The 21998-nt window shown below is 57.5% G+C and carries 24 protein-coding genes; 10 read left to right on the forward strand and 14 right to left on the reverse strand.

The features are described from left to right. Position 1: 1 nt before the first annotated feature. On the reverse strand, positions 2 to 235 hold the full coding sequence (locus N1037_11250) for a DUF1127 domain-containing protein (GenBank protein UWS77868.1): 234 nt from the start codon (positions 233 to 235) through the stop codon (positions 2 to 4). Between the two features lie 93 nt (positions 236 to 328). Here N1037_11250 and N1037_11255 point away from each other — a divergent pair, with 93 nt between their 5' ends. Continuing rightward, positions 329 to 1732: a PLP-dependent aminotransferase family protein gene (locus tag N1037_11255; protein ID UWS77869.1), complete on the forward strand. Its 1404-nt coding sequence runs from the start codon at positions 329 to 331 to the stop codon at positions 1730 to 1732. Between the two features lie 24 nt (positions 1733 to 1756). On the opposite strand, the gene N1037_11260 is transcribed toward N1037_11255, so the two are convergent. Further along, positions 1757 to 2299, reverse strand: coding sequence for a hypothetical protein (locus N1037_11260; protein ID UWS77870.1), 543 nt, complete (start codon positions 2297 to 2299; stop codon positions 1757 to 1759). A 297-nt stretch (positions 2300 to 2596) separates the two neighbouring features. On the opposite strand from N1037_11260, the gene rplM reads away from it, so the two are divergent. From rplM to N1037_11275, 3 genes are all read left to right on the forward strand, one after another. Next, a complete protein-coding gene (rplM, locus tag N1037_11265) occupies positions 2597 to 3055 on the forward strand; it encodes a 50S ribosomal protein L13 (protein UWS77871.1) in 459 nt (152 codons plus the stop codon). Between the two features lie 5 nt (positions 3056 to 3060). After that, complete coding sequence (gene rpsI, locus N1037_11270; protein ID UWS77872.1) at positions 3061 to 3546, forward strand: 30S ribosomal protein S9; 486 nt, start codon at positions 3061 to 3063, stop codon at positions 3544 to 3546. Between the two features lie 280 nt (positions 3547 to 3826). Continuing rightward, positions 3827 to 4414, forward strand: a complete 588-nt coding sequence (locus N1037_11275) for a CatB-related O-acetyltransferase (GenBank protein ID UWS77873.1) — start codon at positions 3827 to 3829, stop codon at positions 4412 to 4414. A gap of 82 nt (positions 4415 to 4496) precedes the next feature. Here N1037_11275 and N1037_11280 read toward each other — a convergent pair whose 3' ends face one another. From N1037_11280 to guaA, 6 genes are all read right to left on the reverse strand, one after another. Then, positions 4497 to 5114 carry a TetR/AcrR family transcriptional regulator gene (locus N1037_11280; GenBank protein UWS77874.1) on the reverse strand — a complete coding sequence of 206 codons (618 nt, stop codon included), beginning with the start codon at positions 5112 to 5114 and terminating at the stop codon, positions 4497 to 4499. After that, positions 5107 to 5976 carry a polyphosphate kinase 2 gene (ppk2, locus tag N1037_11285; GenBank protein UWS77875.1) on the reverse strand — a complete coding sequence of 290 codons (870 nt, stop codon included), beginning with the start codon at positions 5974 to 5976 and terminating at the stop codon, positions 5107 to 5109. Before ppk2 ends, N1037_11280 begins: the two co-directional genes overlap by 8 nt. Before the next feature lie 191 nt (positions 5977 to 6167). Continuing rightward, positions 6168 to 7085: a homoserine O-succinyltransferase gene (gene metA, locus N1037_11290; protein UWS77876.1), complete on the reverse strand. Its 918-nt coding sequence runs from the start codon at positions 7083 to 7085 to the stop codon at positions 6168 to 6170. Positions 7086 to 7144: 59 nt separating this feature from the next. Beyond that, entirely contained in the window at positions 7145 to 8002 is an 858-nt protein-coding gene (locus N1037_11295) for an ATPase (protein ID UWS77877.1), read from the reverse strand. 80 nt (positions 8003 to 8082) lie between these two features. Further along, entirely contained in the window at positions 8083 to 8976 is an 894-nt protein-coding gene (locus tag N1037_11300) for a DMT family transporter (protein UWS77878.1), read from the reverse strand. 142 nt (positions 8977 to 9118) lie between these two features. Next, positions 9119 to 10687: a glutamine-hydrolyzing GMP synthase gene (guaA, locus tag N1037_11305; GenBank protein UWS77879.1), complete on the reverse strand. Its 1569-nt coding sequence runs from the start codon at positions 10685 to 10687 to the stop codon at positions 9119 to 9121. Positions 10688 to 10945: 258 nt separating this feature from the next. On the opposite strand from guaA, the gene N1037_11310 reads away from it, so the two are divergent. Beyond that, on the forward strand, positions 10946 to 12490 hold the full coding sequence (locus tag N1037_11310) for a trimethylamine methyltransferase family protein (GenBank protein UWS77880.1): 1545 nt from the start codon (positions 10946 to 10948) through the stop codon (positions 12488 to 12490). 63 nt (positions 12491 to 12553) lie between these two features. Here the strand turns inward: N1037_11310 and N1037_11315 are convergent, their stop codons facing one another. Then, positions 12554 to 12913, reverse strand: coding sequence for a DUF6477 family protein (locus N1037_11315; protein ID UWS77881.1), 360 nt, complete (start codon positions 12911 to 12913; stop codon positions 12554 to 12556). A gap of 238 nt (positions 12914 to 13151) precedes the next feature. Here N1037_11315 and N1037_11320 point away from each other — a divergent pair, with 238 nt between their 5' ends. Beyond that, positions 13152 to 14222, forward strand: coding sequence for a helix-turn-helix domain-containing protein (locus tag N1037_11320; protein UWS77882.1), 1071 nt, complete (start codon positions 13152 to 13154; stop codon positions 14220 to 14222). A gap of 139 nt (positions 14223 to 14361) precedes the next feature. Further along, positions 14362 to 15318, forward strand: a complete 957-nt coding sequence (locus N1037_11325) for a LysR substrate-binding domain-containing protein (protein ID UWS77883.1) — start codon at positions 14362 to 14364, stop codon at positions 15316 to 15318. Positions 15319 to 15342: 24 nt separating this feature from the next. On the opposite strand, the gene N1037_11330 is transcribed toward N1037_11325, so the two are convergent. Beyond that, positions 15343 to 15891, reverse strand: a complete 549-nt coding sequence (locus N1037_11330; GenBank protein ID UWS77884.1) for a peroxiredoxin — start codon at positions 15889 to 15891, stop codon at positions 15343 to 15345. Positions 15892 to 16220: 329 nt separating this feature from the next. Here N1037_11330 and lipA point away from each other — a divergent pair, with 329 nt between their 5' ends. Next, positions 16221 to 17174, forward strand: a complete 954-nt coding sequence (lipA, locus tag N1037_11335; GenBank protein UWS77885.1) for a lipoyl synthase — start codon at positions 16221 to 16223, stop codon at positions 17172 to 17174. Between the two features lie 61 nt (positions 17175 to 17235). Here the strand turns inward: lipA and N1037_11340 are convergent, their stop codons facing one another. Next, positions 17236 to 17646, reverse strand: coding sequence for a GFA family protein (locus N1037_11340; protein UWS77886.1), 411 nt, complete (start codon positions 17644 to 17646; stop codon positions 17236 to 17238). A gap of 36 nt (positions 17647 to 17682) precedes the next feature. Next, on the reverse strand, positions 17683 to 18228 hold the full coding sequence (gene hpt / locus N1037_11345; protein ID UWS77887.1) for a hypoxanthine phosphoribosyltransferase: 546 nt from the start codon (positions 18226 to 18228) through the stop codon (positions 17683 to 17685). A 76-nt stretch (positions 18229 to 18304) separates the two neighbouring features. Here hpt and N1037_11350 point away from each other — a divergent pair, with 76 nt between their 5' ends. Both N1037_11350 and N1037_11355 read left to right on the forward strand, forming a co-directional pair. Beyond that, positions 18305 to 18751, forward strand: coding sequence for a type II toxin-antitoxin system RatA family toxin (locus N1037_11350; protein UWS77888.1), 447 nt, complete (start codon positions 18305 to 18307; stop codon positions 18749 to 18751). A 28-nt stretch (positions 18752 to 18779) separates the two neighbouring features. Continuing rightward, the gene (locus N1037_11355; protein ID UWS77889.1) at positions 18780 to 20072 is read left to right on the forward strand and encodes an MmgE/PrpD family protein; all 1293 of its coding nucleotides are present in this window, start codon (positions 18780 to 18782) and stop codon (positions 20070 to 20072) included. Positions 20073 to 20199: 127 nt separating this feature from the next. Here N1037_11355 and N1037_11360 read toward each other — a convergent pair whose 3' ends face one another. After that, positions 20200 to 21381 carry an ammonium transporter gene (locus N1037_11360; protein UWS77890.1) on the reverse strand — a complete coding sequence of 394 codons (1182 nt, stop codon included), beginning with the start codon at positions 21379 to 21381 and terminating at the stop codon, positions 20200 to 20202. A gap of 134 nt (positions 21382 to 21515) precedes the next feature. Next, a complete protein-coding gene (locus N1037_11365) occupies positions 21516 to 21935 on the reverse strand; it encodes a CinA family protein (GenBank protein UWS81354.1) in 420 nt (139 codons plus the stop codon). Positions 21936 to 21998 lie beyond the last annotated feature (63 nt).

The raw sequence follows: 21998 nt of genomic DNA on the forward strand, positions 1-21998 counted from the left end.
ATCAAGGGCGCCAGAACGGAAGAGTTCCTTGATAATGAGCTTCCTCGCGGGAAATCCCAATGTCATTCAGTTGCTCTGCGCTAAGATGGCGCAGCTCTTTTCGCGTGGTGTGACGGATCGACCATTTGGTGACGAGAACTGCAAAAGCAACGGCCGCCTGTGCCAGCACTGGCAGGGCAGGGCGGCTGTTCAGGTAGGAGGTGTGCGATGGGCTCTGGGTTGCAGAAGTTGTCATGGTCGTTTCCTTTATTGTGTTGATACAATCCCAATTGTCTGTTATGTAAATTTGATACAATGAATAAAACTGGCTGTCTAAGGATGGATTGTAATGGGTACAATTTGGTCGCCGGACCTCGAAGGTAAATCCGGGCCGAAATACCAGCGGGTCGCGGATACCATCCGCACGGCGGTTGATGATGGCGTTTTGCAATGCGGCACAAAGCTGCCACCGGTGCGGGAATTGGCCTACCAGCTGAGGATCACACCCGGCACTGTTGCGCGGGCCTATACGCTCTTGACGGATGAGGGTTTGTTGCAGGCGGAGGTTGGGCGCGGCACCTTTGTTGCGGAAAAGCAAAGCCGCGTTCTGGACGATGTCTGGTCCCGCGAGCTGCACCTGCAAGAAGCCAGAGATCCCCATCACGTCAGTCTGTTTAGCCCGCGTATGGTGGATGTTGGGCAGGTTTCCGCCCTGCGCCAGGCGATGGAGCAAGTCTCCAGAGGCGACCCTTTGCTGTTCTTGAACTATCCCACACGGGATGCCTATCTGCCGGTGCGACAGGCCGTGGTGCATTGGCTGGAGGGGCAGGCACTGGGGCCATTGGGGGAGGCGGATGTGGTTCTGACCCATGGGGGGCAAAATGGTATCCTGACAGTGTTGCAGACAGTGCTGCGGGACCCGCAGCCGGTGATCCTGGTGGAGGATCTGTCCTATGCAGGATTCCGCCGGGCCGCAGAGCTGTTGCGGGCCAAAGTCCTGGGTGTCGCCATGGATGAACAGGGAATTGTACCAGACTCGTTAGAGCTAGCGATTCGCAAATCTGGCGCGCAGGTACTTTGTACCAGTCCAGAAGTGCACAATCCGACTGGCCTGTTCACCCCCCTGAAACGGCGGCAAGAAATCGTCGAAGTCGCGCGGCGCCATGGGGTGCAGATCGTCGAGGATGATTGCTACCGGATGGGAGAGGCCAAGGCGCCAAGTTACCGCGCACTGGCACCGGATATGACCTGGCATGTGTTTTCGATATCCAAGAACCTGACACCGGCGCTGCGGGTTGGCTTTGCGCTGGCCCCCACGGGGCGGTCGCAGGATCTGCGCCGGGCTGCGGAATATAGCTATTTTGGTCTGGCCCAGCCACTGGCGGAAGTCACCCGGATCCTGCTGTCAGACCCCCGCACCAAGGAGCTGGCGCGCGAGGTGCGCCGGGAGATGGCCAAATATGTCCGGGTTGCAGTGAATGCACTGGGCGGTTTTGAACTGGTCTGGAACGATGAGGTGCCGTTTTTGTGGCTGAAACTCCCGGCAGGCTGGCGTTCAGCCGCCTTTACCCGCGCAGCCGAGGCCAAGGGGGTTCAAATCCGGTCGGCAGATGAATTTGCCCTGCGTGATGGACGCGCGCCCAACGCGGTGCGCATCTGCGTCAATGGCCATGTCAGTCTTAAGCGGTTCGAAGAGGCCATGCAGCGGTTGCGCGCCTTGTTGGACAACCCGCCCGAACAGATCAGCGTGTGATAATCTGTCGGGCGGGGCTATGTATTACTTCTCTGCGAGATCGATCCAAACGTTGGATTCGCCGGTGCTATAGGACCAATTGTCTTTGCTTGCGAGAATGCCAGTCATGACCGCTGCGGCGATAAGCCCGGCAACTGAGGTCTCCACAACAACAACCCCATCAAGCGTTGGGTCGTGGGTATAACGTGTCGAAAGTTCCGGTGTTTTACAGGTCATTCTGAGCTGGGAAGGTTTGCCGTGGAATTTAGGTAGATGAACAATAGCCGGGGTTTGAAACTGCGCCGAGAATTCTGCGGTATCAATAGTACAGGTGGCGCCAGTAATTTCCGTGCGTTGCACACCGCCGGGTCTGGAGTTGGGGTTGGATTCGTATTGGTTTTGAAGTTCTTGCGAGGTCTCTGTTGGAACAAATGTCCGGATTACCGGTTTGGTGTAGCCAACGACTCGATCAGCAGCTGTGTTATTTTTGAGCGAGACGGTGATAGGGGACTGTTTAACCGGAACGCCTTGCGTGCAAGCAGTGACAATAAAGGCGAGTGGGTAAATCAGGAGTGTTGAAAGTCTCATGTGTAACCTTTGAGTTGTGTTGGTCTTGTGTAATCTCTTTTGAGGACGGAAGAACACTTCTTGGGGACATAGGGGGGGGCGATGGTGTGCAAATGTCACGGGTGGGACTGATCAGCCGGAAAGTTCAGTCTTATGCTTTGGGGTATTATTATACCTATTTTTTAAGATACTGAAAACAAACACTTTAAACATGTTTGTTGGCATTGACGCAGGTCGGGGAACTCCGTAAACCCTGTCCATCAAATCGGGCGCTGGACCTTTGTTCTGCGTCGTCACGACAAACAGGATTGACCTGCCATGAAAACCTTCTCTGCTACACCGGCAGATATCGACAAGAAATGGATCATCATTGACGCCGAAGGCGTCGTGCTGGGCCGTCTCGCATCGATCATTGCCATGCGCCTGCGTGGTAAGCACAAAGCAACCTTCACTCCGCATATGGACATGGGTGACAACGTCATCGTGATCAATGCCGAGAAAATCCAGATGACAGGCAAGAAGCGCGACGAGCACTTCTACTGGCACACCGGTCACCCCGGTGGCATCAAATCCCGCACCAAGCAGGAAATCCTGGAAGGCAAGCACCCCGAGCGTGTTGTCTATCAGGCGGTCAAACGCATGCTGCCAGGCAACCGCCTGTCGCGTCAGCAGATGACCAACCTGCGCATCTATGCTGGCACCGAACATGGGCATGAAGCCCAGGCGCCTGAAGTTCTGGACGTGAAGTCCATGAACAAGAAAAACACGCGGAGCTGATATCGATGACTGATCAGATCAACACTCTCGAAGAGCTGAGCGCCGTTGCTGGCGTTGAGGTTGTCGCCGAAGACATCATCGCCCGTGAACCCGTTCGTGACGAACTGGGCCGTGCCTATGCCACTGGTAAGCGTAAAGATGCGGTTGCCCGCGTCTGGATCAAGCCTGGCTCCGGCAAGGTTGTGGTGAACGGCAAGGAAATGAAAGCCTACTTCGCCCGCCCGGTTCTGCAGATGATCCTGCGCCAGCCGTTCACGGTTGCCGGTGTCGAAGACCAGTTTGACGTCTACGCGACGGTCAAAGGTGGCGGTCTTTCCGGTCAGGCCGGTGCGGTTAAGCACGGTGTTTCCAAGGCGCTGCAGCTTTATGATCCCGCCCTGCGCGGCGCTCTGAAAGCCGCTGGCTTCCTGACACGCGACAGCCGTGTTGTTGAACGTAAGAAGTTTGGCCGCCGCAAAGCGCGTCGTTCCTTCCAGTTCTCCAAGCGTTAAATTCACCACATATGTGGTTTTGGGGGCTGCCTTCGGGCGGCCCTTTTTCTTTTGTGAATTGTTTACCCCATGGGACTCAACCTGTTTGGGGCGGTTTTGCAAAAGCTGTTCATCCAGGCCGCTGTTTAGCCAGGCCAAGGTCTTGCGCCAGTTGCGCGCCCGCGTCTCGTCGGTGGGGTTGGCGATAAGCGACTTAAACAGTTTTCAAACATTTTGCCGCTAATGTGAGCCATGCCCAGAACGGGTACAATTAGGGGAGAAACCAGCATTGAATGAATCAATGATCACAGAAACGCCGATTGGCAACGGCAAAGCAGTCATTGGGCGTTTCACCCTGGGCTGCGACGACATCACTTTCCATAATACAGGGGAAGGGACCAATGTTGCGATCGGTTCATTTTGCTCCATTGCGGAAGAGGTGAAAATCATCCTTGGGGGGCAGCACAAGATTAACCGCATTGCCAGCTTCCCTGTGGAACAGATTTTTCAGGATGAGCATGTCCCTGAGGAAAATCAGAGAGACATGGATGTCATCATCGGCAATGATGTCTGGATCGGCCACGGCGCGACCATCATGCCGGGAGTGAAGATCGCTGACGGTGCGGTCATTGCGGCCAACGCCACTGTTTTTAAGGATATTGGTCCCTTTGAGATCTGGGGCGGCAATCCGGCGACCTTCCAGCGCAAACGTTTTGACGATGACATGATTGCGGCGCTTCAGGATCTTGCCTGGTGGAACCTGCCCGAGGAACTCATCGAGGGCATGGCGCCGCTTTTGTCGACAGTGCCGACGCTAGAGCTGGTTGCTGAGCTGAAAACGATCGTCAGGGACTTGGTTGTCTTTGAAGGGGATGAAGCCGCCGCCTGAGCTGCGAAATCTCTGAAAGACGGTCGAGAAGAGCCCTGAATTCTTTGGGGCCTTTTTCTGTGCGGCGACGCCTTTTGCAGCGTCAGCTGTCCGGCTCAATCAGACCCAGGCCACGCAGATAGATGCCGATGCCGGTTTCCAGCAAATCTTCTGGCGGAAAGGGCGAGGTCGCGCCTGGAGTGTTGCGGGCATAGAGCTCGACTACACCGTGGCTCATTGCCAGGATATGGGCGGAAAACATCGAGGCAGGGGGACGTTTGTCCGCGGGAATTTGTTGGCTCAGATCATCTGCGGCGCGTTCCAGAATGTTACGGGCGCGATGGGCCGCCTCGGCCAGTTCCGGAGTGCGGTTGCTGGCGATGCCGCTTTCGAACATGGCGATGTAATGGCCGGGGTGTTTGCGCGCAAAGGCGAGATAGGCACGGCCTGTGGCCTCAAAGGCGGCCAGAGGTGAGGGCTGATATTTATCATAGGCATGCTGCATCAGGTCGGCAAACATCAAAAAACCCTGACGCGCAGCCTCTGCAATCAGATCTTCGCGGCCTTCAAAGTGGCGGTAAACGGCGGCAGGGGTTACCCCGGTCTGTTTTGCAGCCTCGGAGAGCGTAAAGCCCGTAGGGCCTTTCATCTCGATCAGACGCAGGGCTGCCTCAACCAGAGCTTGCCGTAGATTGCCGTGATGATAGCCGCGTTTAGACATCCCAATTTTCCGGTCCGATGCAGATGTCTTTGTTCACCGCTCCGATGGCTTTTTCATCTTTGTTCTTATAATCAATAGCATGCAATACGGTGCGAATGGCCGAAAGACGGGCGCGCCGTTTGTCATCAGAGCGGATCACACACCAGGGAGCATGGGCGCTATGGCTTTTGCTGAGGGTTTCTTCGATGGCGGCGGAATAGTCGTCCCATTTTTCTAGCCCTTCCACATCAATCGGGCTCAGCTTCCATTGCTTCAACGGATCGCTTTCGCGGGCCAGAAAGCGACGCAACTGTTCGGGGCGGCTGACGTTCAGCCAGAATTTGAACAGGATAATCCCGTCATCAACCAGGGCCTCTTCAAAACCGCCTACCTGACGAAAGAACCGCTCGCGCTGCTCTGGGGTGCAAAAGCCAAACACATGTTCGACAACGCCGCGATTGTACCAGCTGCGGTCAAAAAACGTGATTTCACCGCCAGAGGGCAGGTGATCGACGTAGCGCTGGAAATACCACTGGGTTTGTTCTGGCTCGCTGGGTTTGGACAGGGCGACAACGCGGGCGCCCCTTGGGTTGAGGTTCTCGCGAAACCGTTTGATCGTGCCCCCTTTGCCAGCCGCATCGCGGCCCTCAAAAACAATGGCGATCCGCGCACCGCTGTCTTTGACCCAGGCCTGCAACTTGACCAGTTCGACCTGCAAGGATTTGATTTCTTTCTCATAATCCTTGCGCCGCATGCGCTCGGAATAGGGGAAGTTCGGCGCCAGAATGTCGCTTTTGTCACTGTCTTTGATACAGTTGGCCAGGGCTTTGGGAGCTTTGCTTTTGAAGTAGCTGCTGATGGCGCCGTCAAATGGCAGTTTCATTGGAAAACTCCTCTTTGGTCAGGCCTTTATAGGGCAAAACTGGGGGGGATGTGAATCGCTTTCACTCCGATCAAAGCTCCGCCCAGGCAATATCCAGTCCCAAGGAGGGGAAAGGCGACAGGCCTGCAGTTACAAAAGGGGCGCCGCACAGGCTATTTTCGCGGGCTGCCCCTCATGTATGTGGCTGACCCCTAGCGTCCGATATGCGCCATGTCAAAGGGCGTGGACTGGTAGATCTCATTGATCCAGTTGCCATAAAGCAGATGCGCATGGCTGCGCCAGCGGTTCTGCGGCGGCTGGCTGGGGTCATCATTAGGGTAGTAGTTTTGCGGCACGTTGATTGCCGTGCCAGTGGCGATGTCGCGATCATATTCCTGTTTCAGGGTGTCGCTGTCATATTCAAAATGGTTGAAAATATACAGCGCCCGATGCGCTGGGTCCTGCACCAGGCAGGGGCCAGCCTCTTCGCTGCCCAGCAGGGTTGTCAGGCCGGGGGCCGCGTCGATTTCATCCTGGCGAATTTCTGTCCAGCGGGAAACCGGGATCACACAGTCATCCGAAAACCCACGCAGATAGGGCGAGGAGGCCGCAAGGTTCTGATGGCGAAAGCAGCCAAAGGCCTTGTGATCCAAGATGTGCTTTTTGACGCCGTGGAAATAGTTGATCATCGCCATGCCGCCCCAGCAGACGCCAAAGGTCGAGTGCACGTTTGTTTGCGTCCAGTCAAAAACCTCGCAGAGCTCGTCCCAGTAGGTGACATCTTGGAACGGCAGATGTTCAATCGGCGCGCCGGTGATCAGCACCCCGTCAAACCTTTGGTCCTTCACCTCCTGGAAGGAGCGGTAAAACTCCTCCATGTGTTCGGCCGCTGTGTTCCGCGCCTGATGCTCGGTCATGCGGATCAAGGTGAGGTCGATTTGCAAGGGGGTGGCGCCAATCAGACGGGCAAACTGGTTTTCGGTCTGAATCTTTTTTGGCATCAAATTCAGCAGACCAATGCGCAGGGGGCGAATATCCTGGCGTGCCGCTTGATCCGGCGACATGACCATGACGCCTTCGTTCGTCAGAACGTCAAAGGCGGGCAGGTCAGAAGGGATCTTGATAGGCATGTCAGGTCCTCGGTTTTGGGGGCAGTGGTACGAAGTACTGGTAGATAGGCAGGTTTGGCTTAGGGCTCAAGTGTTTGGGCGATCAACTCATTGAAATCAGCTTCGGTTTTGATCGCAGAGATTTGATCCGCGGTGACGGTAACGCCCCAGTTTTTTGCCATCGCCGCATAGCGCGGCTGGCGATGGGCCAGGGCTTGGGCATAGGTCCAGCGAATAAAGGCGTCAGGGTCGACATCCCCTTCTGATAGGCCCATTTGGTTGAGATAGTCTTCCCAGGTCCGTTGCAGGAACTCCGGTTGATAGGACATCGGTTTTGGAGCGCGGTCAAAACGGCGGATCAGCTCTTCGGTATGGGCGTCATCGCCTTTGATCCAGACCAAAAGGCACTGTTGGGAAAGCGCAGTCAGCACAGGATCCTTGGGATCATCCGCATCTACCCATTCGCAGATCGACCCGCCGGTGTCGCAGATGAAATTGGGGTAGCCATACAGCCGGGTCGCGCGGTCGGCAAAATACTGGGTGTCCAGCAGGGCGTTGATTTCGGCCTTGCGGAACTGATCCTGACGACGCCGATATTCAGCCATAGCCAAGCCGCCCTTGGCAGGGTCGCCGGGTTTGCCCAGATAGGAGGAAACCGGGTTCAGGTTCTCAAAGGTGATATTGGAGCCAATGTAGATCGAGTCTGACAGCAGCAGGTCCCGCAGAAATGGGTTTTTCATCGCTTCGGACTTGGCATTGTCGGCGATAAATTCGCCCATGTAGCGGGTGCCGATACGGTAATCTATCGAGTAGTGAAACCAGCTGCCTGCATTGCGCAGGATATTGCTGATATAGGTCTTGCCAAGCCCGGACATCCCAAAGAACAAAATGCGTTTTTGCGGCGCGGCGCGCCAGTCTTGTGCACTCTTATATAGCATTGACCCGTCTTTCCTATTGTCGTCCGGCCTTGCTAGTCGGCTCTGGCGGCTTGGTCAATTCTGCTGTGACGCCGCAGCCCTCAGGAGGGACGGGGTTTGGGGAGGCGGATCCGCCCCGCCGCTTCAAGGATGTTGAGGTAATTGGCCACAAAGATCAGCCCGGCGCCGACAAATGTCCAAACCACCACGGCCTCGCCGTAGATCACCATGGCCAGCACGGCGATCACTGGCAGGCGGGCAAAGTCAAAGGGCACCACCACCGTAGCCGGTGCGATCGACAGCGCATTGGTAAAGCAGAAGTGGGCCGCCAGACCAGCCATCCCAATGAGCAGGACCAAGGGCAGGATTTCGAGGCTGGGCAGGGTGATGTCCCCATCCCATCCCGCCATGACCAGCCCCATGACCAACTGCATGGAGGTGAGCCAAAACAGGATCGATGCAATGCCTTCATTGCGGGTCAGACGTTTGGTGAAAATAACCGTCAGTGCAAAAAAGATTGCACAGCTGGCGGCGGCAACCACCCCAGCGTTGAGCGTTTCAGGAGAGGGGCGCGCAACAATCAGGATGCCCATGAACCCGAGCATAACCGAAAGACCGCGGATCAGCGTCAACCGCTCCCCCAGCAGCAGCGGGGAGAGCACCACGACCCAAAGCGGTGAGGTGAACTCCAACGCAAAAACCTGGGCCAGGGGGATCAGCGTGACCGCAAAGAACCACAGGTTCTGACCGGTGAAATGGGCCAGGTTTCGCACCAGATGGCTGCTCAGCCGGTCCGTCTTGACGCTGCCCCAGTTGCCTTTCACCGTGATCAACACGGCCACGATGATCACCCCAACCAAGCTGCGATAGCTCATGATTTCAAAGGTATCGAGCGTCTGACCCGCTTCGCGCCCTGCAATGGCCATGGCCGAAAAGGAGCCGATAGCACCCAACATCCACAACGCCGCTGGCAGTATTTTGATTTCAGCAGTCATTGGTGGATTCCTTTGGATTTCGCGCTCGGCATCACAGGACCCCGTATTGTCGGTCGCGTCAATGGGCGGCGAAACGAGAGAGTGCAAAAGAAAGCCCCGGCACGGGGGCCGGGGCGGATCACTTGTCATAGGGAAGGGAGGCTTATTCCCACTCGATGGTGCCCGGAGGTTTCGAGGTGATGTCATAGGTACAGCGGTTGATGCCTTTTACCTCGTTGATGATCCGCGTCGCGGTCTCGCCGAGGAATTCATGGCTGAACGGATAATAATCCGCCGTCATGCCATCAACGGATGTGACTGCGCGCAGGGCACAGGCAAAATCATAGGTCCGCCCATCGCCCATCACCCCCACGGTGCGCACTGGCAGAATGGCGACAAAGGCCTGCCAGATCTCATCATAGAGACCATGTTTGCGGATTTGGTCGATATAGACGGCATCGGCTTCGCGCAGGATTTCCAGCTTTTCGCGGGTGATCTCGCCGGGGCAGCGGATGGCAAGACCGGGTCCGGGGAAGGGGTGACGGCCAATAAAGCTGGCAGGCAGACCCAGTTCACGGCCCAATGCGCGAACTTCATCCTTGAACAATTCGCGCAGCGGCTCAACCAGTTTCAGGCCCATCTTTTCCGGCAGCCCGCCAACGTTGTGGTGGCTTTTGATGGTGACCGAAGGACCACCAGAGAAGCTAACGGATTCAATGACATCAGGGTAAAGCGTCCCCTGTGCCAGGAACTCGGCGCCCTCAATGGTATTGGCGTGTTTCTGGAACACATCAATGAACAGCTTGCCGATGATCTTGCGCTTGGTCTCGGGGTCAGATTGGCCTTCCAGCTCGCCCAGGAACAGGTCCTGCTCGTCTGCGTGGATGAACTGCATGTTGTAGTTGTCGCGGAACATGGAGACGACCTCATCGGCCTCCCCCTTGCGCAACAGCCCGTGGTCAACAAAGACGCAAGTCAGCTGATCGCCAATGGCTTCGTGCAGCAAAACGGCGGTAACCGAGCTGTCAACGCCGCCGGACAGACCGCAGATCACCTTTTTGTCGCCAACCTGTTCGCGGATCGCGGCAATTGCCTGCTCGCGGTACAGGCCCATGGTCCAGTCGCCGCTAAAGCCCGCGAGTCGCACAAAGTTTTCATAAAGCTTGGCGCCATTGGGGGTGTGGTGCACTTCGGGGTGGAACTGCACAGCGTAGAAATTGCGGCTGATATCCGCGGTGATGGCAAAGGGCGCATTGGGCGAGGTGCCGTAGACCTCAAACCCTGGCGCTAGTTTGCTTACATGGTCACCATGGGACATCCAGACCTGCTCGCGGTCTGCGTCGTCCTGAAACCAGCCTTCCAGCAGCGCCGGTGAGGCAATGGTGGGCTTTACATAGGCGCGGCCAAACTCGGCGGTGCCATGGCCGCTTTCGACCATGCCCCCGAGCTGATGCATCATCACTTGCTGGCCATAGCAGATCCCGAGAATCGGCACACCGATTTCAAAGATCTCTTGCGGCACGCGGGGGCTACCCTCGCGGGTCACGCTGTCTGGGCCACCGGAAAAGATCACGGCCTTGGGCGCCAATTGGCGCACAAAATCCATTGTGACGTTCTGGTAGGGGTGAATTTCGCAATAGACATTCAGCTCACGCAGGCGGCGCGCAATAAGCTGCGTAACCTGGCTGCCAAAGTCTATGATAAGAAGGCGGTCATGGGATGTCTGGCTCATGTTTGGCTCATAGGCCCTGCGTCTCTGTCTGGCAAGAGCACAGTTATGCCACGAGAGGCTGGGAAGTGAAAAACTTTGCCAATCTTGCCCGCCCCCTGGGGCATCGTCACGCACGTCGATGGGGGGAAGTCGGCGGGGTTAAGGTGAAAAATGCTCGTTAGATGTCGCTTTCCAACCGGATAGGCCGTTATCCTTCGGCGGTGGCGGCACGTGGCGGGCTAAATGTCTTTCAATGAAATTCCTTCAAGAGGGCTGACCATGGCTGAAGAAGCACCACGTCGTCGGAGCAGAGGTGGCGGCGGCGCCGCCCGCCGCGCAGAACGTACCAGCATCAAGATTGAAACCGCAAAGTACATCCAGCGCAATATCCCCAACTTCGAGGTTCTGACCCAAGAGGCGCTGGAAACCATTGAAGCCAATGCGGATATCATCCTCGAAGAGGTTGGCGTAAACTTTGTGGACAATCCGGCAGCGCTGCAGCGTTGGCGCGATGCTGGTGCTGACGTTCAGGGCGAACGGGTGCGCATCCCCCGTGGCCTGGCCCGCAAACTCTGCGCCACAGCCCCTGCCGAGTTCACACAGCACGCCCGCAACCCGGAAAAATCTGTGGTCATTGGCGGCAACAACATGGTTCTGGCCCCGGTTTATGGCCCCCCATTTGTGCGCGATGCCAAAGGTGGCCGTCGTTATGCGACCATGGAAGATTTCAACAAGTTCGTGAAACTCGCCTATATGTCCAAGTGGTTGCACCATTCGGGCGGGACCGTTTGTGAACCCACGGACATCCCGGTGAACAAACGTCACCTGGACATGCTGCTGGCCCATATGACCCTGTCCGACAAACCCTTTATGGGCTCGGTGACCGAGCCAAGCCGGGCACAGGATTCGGTTGATATGTGCGGGATTCTGTTCGGCAAGGAGTTCGTACAGAACAACACTGTGATGACCTCGCTGACCAATATCAACTCGCCGATGACATTTGACGATGTAATGATGGGCTCGCTGGAGGTCTATGCCGCTAATAACCAGGCCTGCATCATCTCTCCCTTTATCGTCGGCGGTGCCATGGCGCCAGTTTCTGTGGCAGGCACCCTGACGCAGGTTCTGGCCGAGGTCATGGCCGGTGTTGCCTATAGCCAGCTGGTCCGTCCCGGTGCGCCGGCAATCTTTGGCGCCTTTGTTTCCTCGATCGACATGAACTCTGGTGCGCCAACCTTTGGCACGCCCGAGGCCTCGCTTGTCACCTATGGCGCCGGTCAGCTGGCACGCCGTTTGAACCTGCCGTTCCGCTCTGCCGGGTCCTTCTGCGGCTCCAAACTGCCCGACGCGCAGGCCGCCTATGAGACCGCAAACTCGCTCAACATGGGGCTGTTGTCAGGTGTGAACTTCATGCTGCACTCTTGTGGCTGGCTCGAAGGTGGGCTGGTGGCTGACTTTGAAAAGTTTGTCATGGATGCCGATCAACTGGGCACTTTGCATGGGCTTGCCAAAGGTGTGCCAGTTTCCGAAGACGATCAGGCGATGGATGCGATCCGCGAAGTTGGCCCCGGCGGCCACTACCTGGGCTGTGCGCATACCCAGGCGAACTTCAAAACCGCTTTCTGGAAGTCTGATCTGCTGGACTACAAACCCTTTGAAACCTGGGAAGAAGAGGGCGCGCGCGATACCTATTCCCTGGCCACAAGCCGGGTGGATTATCTTCTGTCAAACTACCAGGCTCCGGCGCTGGATCCGGCAATCAGAGAGGCATTGGAGGCCTTTGTTGCTGAGAAAAAAGCAGAGTCGCCGGACGCTTTCATGTAGATTTGATGGTGCCCAGGCGGGGCAATTTTTTCCCGCATAAGGCGAGAGTGTTTCAGGCAGTGGCTATAATTGCCGCTGCCTGTTTTCGTTTGGCACTGGGGGAGTGTTTTGGGCGGTCGCTTCGTCGGGCCTGTCCTGAGAGTTCGGCGGGGAAAGATAGGCGGATTCCCCAAGCATGGCGATCAGCACTTCCACATGTCGGGTGATGGCATAGCCTGCATCCCCACTCAGGCGCTGTTGATTCACCTCATGTTCAAGGTCCAATAAGCGCATGAGCGCGGCTGCGGGTCTTGCTGGTTTTTCAGTGCCAAGAATTCGGCGCAAATCCCGCTCCCGGCTATAGCTGCTGGCGCCAATACGGGCGGTTCTAACCAGAAGCCTGGGGCGATGAAGAGTTTTTAGGCGGCTCAGAAGGTCCTGCATTTTGATGTCCCTTTTGCTGTGCGAGTGATCGGAATCGTAACACAACCAATGCGGGTGTTGCCGCAGGGAGAGGTTTACCGCGCGGTCTATTGTTTGTTGATTGATGAGTTTTTGGAAACAATGATGGATAACTCGAAGTTCTGTTCAAAATCAATCGGGTAAACTCTCTGTCTCTGTGGGGAACCTTGGGGGCGGAATGTGGACTATTTGCCTGACTGACGACCGGAGATCAGTATTCATGCAAAGACAGTCAGCACAATCACTCCCAGAATGGGTCCCCCCTGAGGTGCAGAGATATCTGGACCACACCGAAGGCGGCTGTTCGATCCGTCAGTTGGCCAGGGAGCTTAAATGCCATCCGTCGACCGTGTTGCGTCAGATACGCCGGGTCGAGAACCGCCGCGATGATCCTTTGATTGACTGCGCATTGGGTGAATTGGCGGCGGCTCATTTTGATCGGCTGGCGGCGCCAAAATTCCAACATTTTGCTGATTCCGCGACGCTCAGAACCGCCGCTTTGGAAGTCTTGGCGCGGCTCTGTCAAAGTGGCGCGATTTTGGCCGTGGCGGACGGCATGGAAAAGGCCGTTGTCGTGCGCGAAGGTGACAGTGCCATGAGCAAGCTTGCGGTGGAACAGGGGCTGGCGGGGAACATGGCGCTTTTAGGGTGGATCAGTTGCACCCGGCCTGGCCGCCTGCGCCGCTATCATATCACCCCAATGGGGCGCACGGTGTACAGTCGCTTAATGGCAGACCGCGAGAACCGGGCGCGGGCCAATCTTGAGCAGGGGTTCAGCGAAACCCAGCACAGGTTTCTGCCGGGGCGGGGCGACAGACCCAAAGAACGTCGCACGCGCTATGGGCTGGGGGAAACGCCGCTGGATATGCTGGCGCGCTTGCAGGACAAAAGCGGCGAACCGTTTTTGCCGCGTGAGCTGGTCGATGCGGGAAAACGCCTGCGGGAGGATTTTGAATTGGCCCAGGTCGGCGATCATCTGGCGCAGAGCAGGGCCTATTTTGCCGCGTCAGAGGGATGTGGGAGATCCAAGCCGCCAAAGCGGAGCGCTGCCTCTAAGGCTGCCAAAAAGCGGGCCGCAGCAGCCATGGCGGCCATGGGGTCCGGTCTGAATGATATTGCGCTGCGGTGCTGTTGTCACCTGGAGGGGCTGGAAGCGGCTGAGCGCCATCTGGGATGGTCGGCACGGTCTGGAAAAATCGTCCTGCGGATTGCCCTGGCGCAGTTAAAAGCCTTCTACGATGAAACGGACGAGCGCCTCGGTGACTCCCATGGTAATCAGCTGATTGGCTGATCGGGCGGGGCTTGGGCCGTTACGGCGCAGCTGGACGAACCGGGCGCGGCAATGCGGAAGGTGCAAATTTGGCAGGTATTTGCTACCTTCTGCGATAATCAGTTATTGTCGCGAGTGGCGTATTTGATAGGGTGCTCCTATGAGATTTACCCTTCGACAACTTGGTTATTTCAAGGCGCTGTGTGAGCATCGCAATTTTGGCCGCGCCGCCCAGGCCTGCCATGTGTCTCAGCCTGCTTTGTCTGTACAGATCAAAGCCTTGGAAGACTTGATGGGGGGGATTCTGGTCGAACGTCGAGCGCGGGATGTGGTGCTGACGCCTTTGGGGCGCGAGGTGCTGGCGCAAAGTGACGAAATCCTGCTGTCTGCTGGTCGGCTTGAACGTCTGGCACAGGATCAAAGCAGCGGGCGTCGCAGCCTGTCCTTGGGGGTGATTCCTACCATAGCGCCCTATTTGCTTCCCGGGTTTCTGGCTGATCTGCGGGCCCATGATCTGCACCTAAATATTCAGGTGCGTGAGGCCAGAACTGAGCGCCTGTTGGAGGCCTTGCATAATGGCGCATTGGATGTGGCCATTATGGCCTTGCCCAGTGGTGGCGCGGGACTGGTAGAGGAAGAGCTGTTCGAAGATCACTTTTTGCTGGCAGGCTCGGCCAATCGTCTGGCGCAGGTCAATGCCGGGCACCCAAGGGTTGAACCCTCGGATCTGAAGGCCAACCAGTTGATGCTGCTTGAGGATGGCCATTGCCTGACGGATCAGGCGCTGGAGGTCTGTGGCGTTGCCCGCTCTGCCTCGGGGATCAACATGGGGGCAGGGTCGCTGGCGACTCTGTCCCGCCTGGTTGCCGCTGGTTTTGGCCTGACCTTGATGCCCGAGCTTGCATTGGCTGCAGAATGTAACGCGGCACAGGGGCTGTGTGTTCAACGCTTTGGCGCGCCGCAACCAAAGCGCAGGATTGGCTTGATCCGCCGCGCCAGTACCGCAGAATCAGTATGGTTTCAGGATCTGGCCCAAGTGGCGCGGCAGACGGGTCAGGCCATTTTGCAGCAAGCGCAAAAAGACTACGGACCCGCCACTGGCGAGCCCGAGCCTTAAACAGGTATTGCAGAACCGGGTGGCTTAGGCCGCCGCAGTTTCTTTTGCCGCCTGCAGGTGCTTCATCAGGTTTTCTGGGGAGGAGACGCCATAGGGGTCTTCGCCGTGGTTGTCGCACAGGCCAGGCTCTTCGAACCAGGCCTCGACAACGCCATCGTTGACGATGGCCGCATAACGCCAGGAGCGGGCGCCAAAGCCCAGGTTGTCCTTGGCGACGAGCATGCCCATTTTGCGGGTGAACTCACCAGAGCCATCAGGGATGACATTTACGTTTTCCAGGTTTTGCGATTCGGCCCATTTGTTCATCACAAAGCTGTCGTTGACCGACATGCAGTAGATGGCATCGATGCCTTCGGCCTGAAAATCGGCAAAACCTTTTTCAAAGCCGGGCAGCTGGTAGGTGGAGCATGTGGGCGTAAAGGCGCCGGGCAGGGAGAACAGCACAACCCGCTTGCCTGCAAAGTAATCCGCGGTGGTTTTGTCTTCCCAGCGGAACGGGTTGGGACCGCCTACAGCTTCGTCGCGTACGCGGGTTTTGAAGGTCACGTCGGGCAGTTTTACGCCAGATTTCATATTACAACTCCGTTGATGATGAACCAGTTTGGCAGGCGTTTATAATAGTTCTAAATTCAGTGCAACCATCTCTGGCCGCTGTCGTAAAACAGTCATGCAAAGGAGACCGACTGCGTTGAAAATAAGCGCAAATGTCTAAATTTTTGCCGCTTTTGCAGCGCCAGGGTCGCAAAATTGTGAAAGGGTTTTTGAACCAAATAATGTTAGCAAAATATCGCTAGACGGTGGTGCTATGCATCACTTGCATTGCCGATATTTCATTGTCGCGGTGACGCCAAGGAATGAACGTGCTAAGTCACCTAGGAACACAGGCCAGAAGCGGACCCACCATGCGTGATCTCAAAATTCCCGAGCAACGGCATCCCGAAAAGGCAAATCGCCCGGATAATGCCCAGCCAAAGAAACCCAGCTGGATCCGGGTCAAAGCCCCCGGCGGCAAGGGCTATGCGGAAACCCATAAGATCATGCGCGAAAACGGGCTGGTTACGGTCTGCGAAGAGGCCGGCTGCCCAAATGTCGGCGAATGCTGGAGCCAGGGTCACGCCACCATGATGATCATGGGCGAGGTTTGCACCCGTGCCTGTACCTTCTGCAATATTGCCACCGGCAAACCCCCCGAAGATCTGGACGCGTTTGAGCCGGGCCGCGTGGCCCATGCGGTGCAGAAACTGGGTTTGAACCACGTGGTCATCACCTCGGTGGATCGCGACGATATCACGGATGGCGGGGCAGAGCATTTTGCCCAGACCATCCGCGCTGTACGCCACCGCAGCCCCTCAACCACCATCGAGATCCTGACGCCGGATTTCATCAAATGTGACATGGCGGTGATTGAGCAGATCATCGAGGCGCGTCCCGATGTGTTCAACCACAACCTGGAAACGGTGCCTGGCCTCTACCCCGAGGTGCGCCCCGGCGCGCGCTATTTCCACTCTCTGCGCCTGTTGCAGCGGGTGAAAGAGCTGGATCCGTCGATGTTCACCAAATCGGGCATCATGGTTGGACTGGGCGAGGATGAACAAGCTGTGCGTCAGGTGATGGACGACATGCGGGCCGCCGATATTGATTTTCTCACTATTGGCCAGTACCTGCAGCCAACACCAAAACACCACGCAGTGGATCGTTTTGTAACGCCTGATGAGTTCAAATCCTACGAGAAAGCCGCCTATGGCAAGGGGTTCCATATGGTATCGGCGACGCCGCTGACGCGGTCTTCTTATCACGCGGGCGATGATTTTGCCCGCCTGCGCGCCGCGCGTAATGCCAAGCTCGGCTTGGCCTAGTCACGACTTTCCAGGCGACAGGCATCACATCTGGCGGAGCGCTGCAAAGATGTGATGCCTGTCACTTCTCCCCCTCGCAGCTGTTTTCGCTCCGGTGGTCACTTTCCCTGTCTTGCGGGTATTGCTTGCTGTTTGAAAAATCAGGCAGCCAGGATTCGCGGCGGATGCACCACAGCTCATATGTCGGGGAAAGCTGGTTTGGCTGGTCCAGAATCCCGAGGTGAACTTCGATCTCATCCTCGCTGCGGGAAAATACCGAAGAGCCACATTTTGGGCAAAAGAAACGCCCCGCATAGCTGTGGGGTGTGCCGGTGATGGTCACTGCATCTTGTGGGAAGATGGCGGAGGCGTGAAACAGCGCCCCGTGGTGTTTGCGGCAGTCCATACAGTGACAAAGCCCCACCCGGTAAGGCTGGCCTGTGGCGGTAATCCGGACCTCGCCACACAAGCAGCCTCCACAGAATTCTGTCATGGCTCTGTCCCTTTTTCAGTGTGGCGCCTGTGAAAGTCAGCTCTCGTCGGTGAAACGCACCTTGCCGATATAGGGCAGGTTTCGATTGCGCTGTGCAAAGTCGATGCCATAGCCCACAACAAATTCATCGGGAATTTCAAAGCCAATCCAATCCGAGCGGAAATCCACCTCGCGGCGCGACGGCTTGTCCAGCAGGGCAATGGATTTCAGCCGTGCCGGTTTGCGGCTCGCCAGCAGGTGCGTGACATGGTTCAGGGTGTGGCCGGTATCAACGATATCTTCCACCACCAGCACGTCGCGCCCTTCAATAGCGCCGCGCAAGTCTTTGAGAATGCGTACTTCCCGACTGCTCTCCATGCCGTCCCCATAGGAAGACGCCTCGAGGAAATCGACCTCTATCGGCAGGTCCAACTCGCGCACCAGATCGGCAATAAACACAAAGCTGCCGCGCAGCAGGCCAACAACAACCAGCTTGTCCGTGTCGCCAAATTCCTGGGTGATTTCGTCACACAGCTCCTCGATGCGGGCTGCGATAGTTTTGGCTGAAATCATCACATCGATGACATATGGACGCTGTGGCATGGCTGACCCCTTGAAATTTCCGCGCGTTCATAGGACATGACGCGACACGATCATAGCAAGAAAATTGATGTCGCCCATGCCAGTTCACTCAGAAAACCGCCAGATGCCCTATACCGCACAGCAGATGTACGGGCTTGTGGCGGATGTGGCACAATATCCAAAGTTCCTGCCCTGGTGCGCCGCCGCGCGCATTCGCAGCCGCAAGCAACAGGGCCCGGCTGAGGTGATGGAGGCGGATCTGGTGATCTCTTTCAAGGTGTTCCGCGAACGTTTTGGCAGCCGGGTGACGCTGTTTGCCGATGATATGAAGATCGATACCGAGTATCTGGACGGCCCCTTTCGCTACATGAAATCAAACTGGAGCTTTGCTGCGCGCGAGGATGGCACCTGTGATGTGACCTTCTTTGTTGATTTTGAGTTCAAAAATGCGGTGTTGCAGGGCATCATCGGGGTTGTCTTCAACGAAGCGATGCAGCGTATTGTGAAGGCATTTGAGCGCCGCGCGGCTGAGCTATATGGCTAGGCTGCCCTGAACACAGGAAGCCTAAGCGATGAATACGACCTTGACTGGCCAGCTGGCTGAGTTTGCCACTTCAGACCTACAGCCCACCGGGTTGGCCCGCCAGATGGCGCGGCTCTCGGCGCTGGACTGGCTGGCCTGTGGCATTGCCGGAACCGAGGAACCAGTGTCGCGGCTGCTGCGCGATCAGGCCCTGTCCGAAGCAGGCGCGCCGCAGGCCACCCTGTTTGGCAGCTCCCAGGTGCCCGCGCGGATGGCAGCGCTGGCCAATGGCACCATCTCCCACGCGCTGGACTATGACGACACCCATTTTGCCCATATCGGCCACCCCTCAGTGGCGGTGTTTTCCGCAGCCTTTGCGGTGGGTGAAGGTCAGGACAAACCCCTAGAACAGGTGATTGAAGCAGCGCTGTTTGGCATGGAGCTGTCTATCCGGGTGGGGCTGTGGTTGGGACGTGCGCATTACCAAAATGGCTACCATCAGACGGCCACGGCTGGTGCATTTGGCGCTACGGCGGCCGCAGGGCGGCTATTGGGGCTGCGCGCCGACCAGATGGAAATGGCGCTGGGGCTTTGCGCCACCCGCGCGGCGGGGCTGAAGGCACAGTTTGGCACCATGGGGAAACCCTATAATGCCGGGTTGGCCGCCACCGCCGGGGTCGAAGTCGCCCAGTTGATCGACGCAGGGTTTGAGGCAAACCCGGGCGCCTTGGAGGGGGCCTTGGGGTTTGGGGCAACCCATCACGGTGAGGGCAACCTGGATGCGGCGCTGCAGGATCTGGGGCAGAACTGGCTGTTTGAAGAGATCAGCCATAAATTCCACGCCTGTTGTCACGGGCTTCATGCGGCGCTGGAGGCCGCCCGCAGCCTGGATCTGGCGGCGCCTGAGATCGCCAGCCTGACGGTGCACACCCATCCGCGCTGGATGACCGTGTGCAACCAGCCTGCGCCGGACACAGGCCTGGGGGCAAAGTTTTCTTACCGGACGGTGCTGGCCTTGCAGGCGCTTGGCAAAGACACCGCACGGCTGGACAGTTACAGCGCGGAGCTGTGCCGGGATCCACGGCTGGTTGCCCTGCGCGATCAGATCCATGTGCAGGCGGATGACAGCCTCGCCGAGACAGCGGCGCATGTGACGCTGGTGCGGCGCGATGGCAAACGTCTTCAGGCCAGCCACGACCTGCAGGCGCCAGTCGCCTATGAGATGCGCGAAGCCCGGCTGCTGGCCAAGGCTTCGGCCTTGTTGGGGGCGCAGCGCAGCGCCGAGCTGTGGTCTGTGCTTCAGGGGGCAGGATCTGCAGCGGATCTCAGCCGGTTTTTCTAAGGCCGCCTGGGCAATCAAAAACGGGCCTCCCAAAATGTGGGAAGCCCGTATGATGCACGGTGTTGCATCCATGCCGTATGAGTGGTGGCATTTTGGCGCGCACGCCCCGAGCGGGGCGACACAGGCGTTAGCTGGTCATGTCGTAGGCGCGTTCACCGTGTACTGTAATATCTAGCCCGTTTGTTTCGGTTTCAACGTCAACGCGCAAAGATGTGAAGGCGCCGACGATCTTGATCAGGGCAATGGTGACAACGGTGGTAAAGACACCCACCACGGCCAGCGCGCCAAGCTGCGCGATCCAGGCCCCATGGCCAAAGGCCGCGATCATGATAGTGCCAAAGATGCCGCCAACGCCGTGAACCGCAAAGACATCCAGCGTGTCGTCAATCTGCAGCTTGTTGCGCACCAGGTTCACCAGCTCTTGACAGAGAATACCTGCGATACCGCCAATAATCAGCGCTTCAATCGGGCCAACAAAGCCGCTGGCGGGGGTGATCGAGGCGAGGCCTGCAATGGTGCCTGTCACCAGACCCACAACCGAGGCCTTGCCGTATTTGATCTTTTCCCACAGCGCCCAGGTCAGCGAGGCTGCAGCCGCAGAAATATGGGTGACGGTGATGGCCATGGCAGCACCGCCATCCGCGGCCAGCTGCGAGCCACCATTAAAGCCAAACCAGCCAACCCAGAGCATCGCGGCGCCAATGACCACATAGCCGGGGTTATGGGGCGGGGTGGTGCGGTTTTTCCGTGGCCCGAGGAAGATCGCGATGATCAGGGCCGCCAGACCGGCGGTTTCGTGCACCACGATACCGCCGGCAAAATCCTTGACGCCGACCTCACCAAAGATGCCGCCATCCGCCATGATGCCGCCGCCCCAGATCCAATGCACCACCGGCGCGTAGCACAGGAGCATCCACAGCCCCGAAAAGCTCAGCACAAAGGCAAAGCCAACCCGTTCCACATAGGCGCCCACAATCAGGGCCGGGGTGATGATGGCAAAGGTCATCTGGAAGGCAAAGAACAGAACCTCGGGCAGGGTGCCGCTGAGGCTCTCTGCGGTGACGCCATTGAGGAACATTTTGTCCAAGCCGCCCCAGTAGCCGCTTTCTCCGGGGCCAAAGGCAATTGTGTAGCCAAAGGCGAGCCAGAGAATGCTCATCAAACAGGCAATGGCGTAGCATTGCATAAAGACGCTGAGCACATTTCGTGCACGCACCAAACCGCCATAAAACAGGGCAAGCCCCGGCAACGTCATAAACAGCACCAGGGCCGTTGCTACAATGATCCAAGCTGTATCAGCTCCATTCATGGGGTCGTCCTTCCATCCCGCTTGCGTGGTTGGTGGCTCACAGACCCGATCTGGAGTGGGGAAAAAAGCATCACCTAGGTCAAAAGCGCCAAAATCATGGGCTTTTTTGAAAGTGACTAAAAAAAGTGCGAAACTTAAGGGGTCTTGCTTAAATCGCGCTCAACTTGCAAAGCTGCCTTCTCAAGCAGCAACAGCGCATGGGCGCAGCTTTTTGCCCGCACAGTTTCGCGCCCCAAGGCGCCAAAATCGATGGTCTCCACCATGGCGGGCTGGCCGGTTCTGGCGAGGCCAAAGCAAACACGCCCCTCGGGCTTGTGTTCGGAGCCGCCGGGACCGGCAATGCCGGTGATCGAGACCGCCAGATCCACGCCAGCACGGCGCAGCGCGCCCTCGCACATCTCCTGCGCCACGTCTTCACTGACGGCGCCAAAAGCCGCCAGAGTTGCCTCACTCACCCCCAGCATCTCTTGCTTGGCGCGGTTGGAATAGGTGACAAAGCCGCGATCCAACACGGCAGAGGAGCCCGGGACATCCGTTAGCGCCGCCGCCACCATGCCGCCGGTGCAGCTTTCGGCGGTTGCCACGGTGAGGCCCAGTCGTGCGGCCAGACCGATCAG

This window comes from Phaeobacter sp. G2 (assembly GCA_025163595.1).
In the GTDB taxonomy this organism is placed as follows: domain Bacteria; phylum Pseudomonadota; class Alphaproteobacteria; order Rhodobacterales; family Rhodobacteraceae; genus Pseudophaeobacter.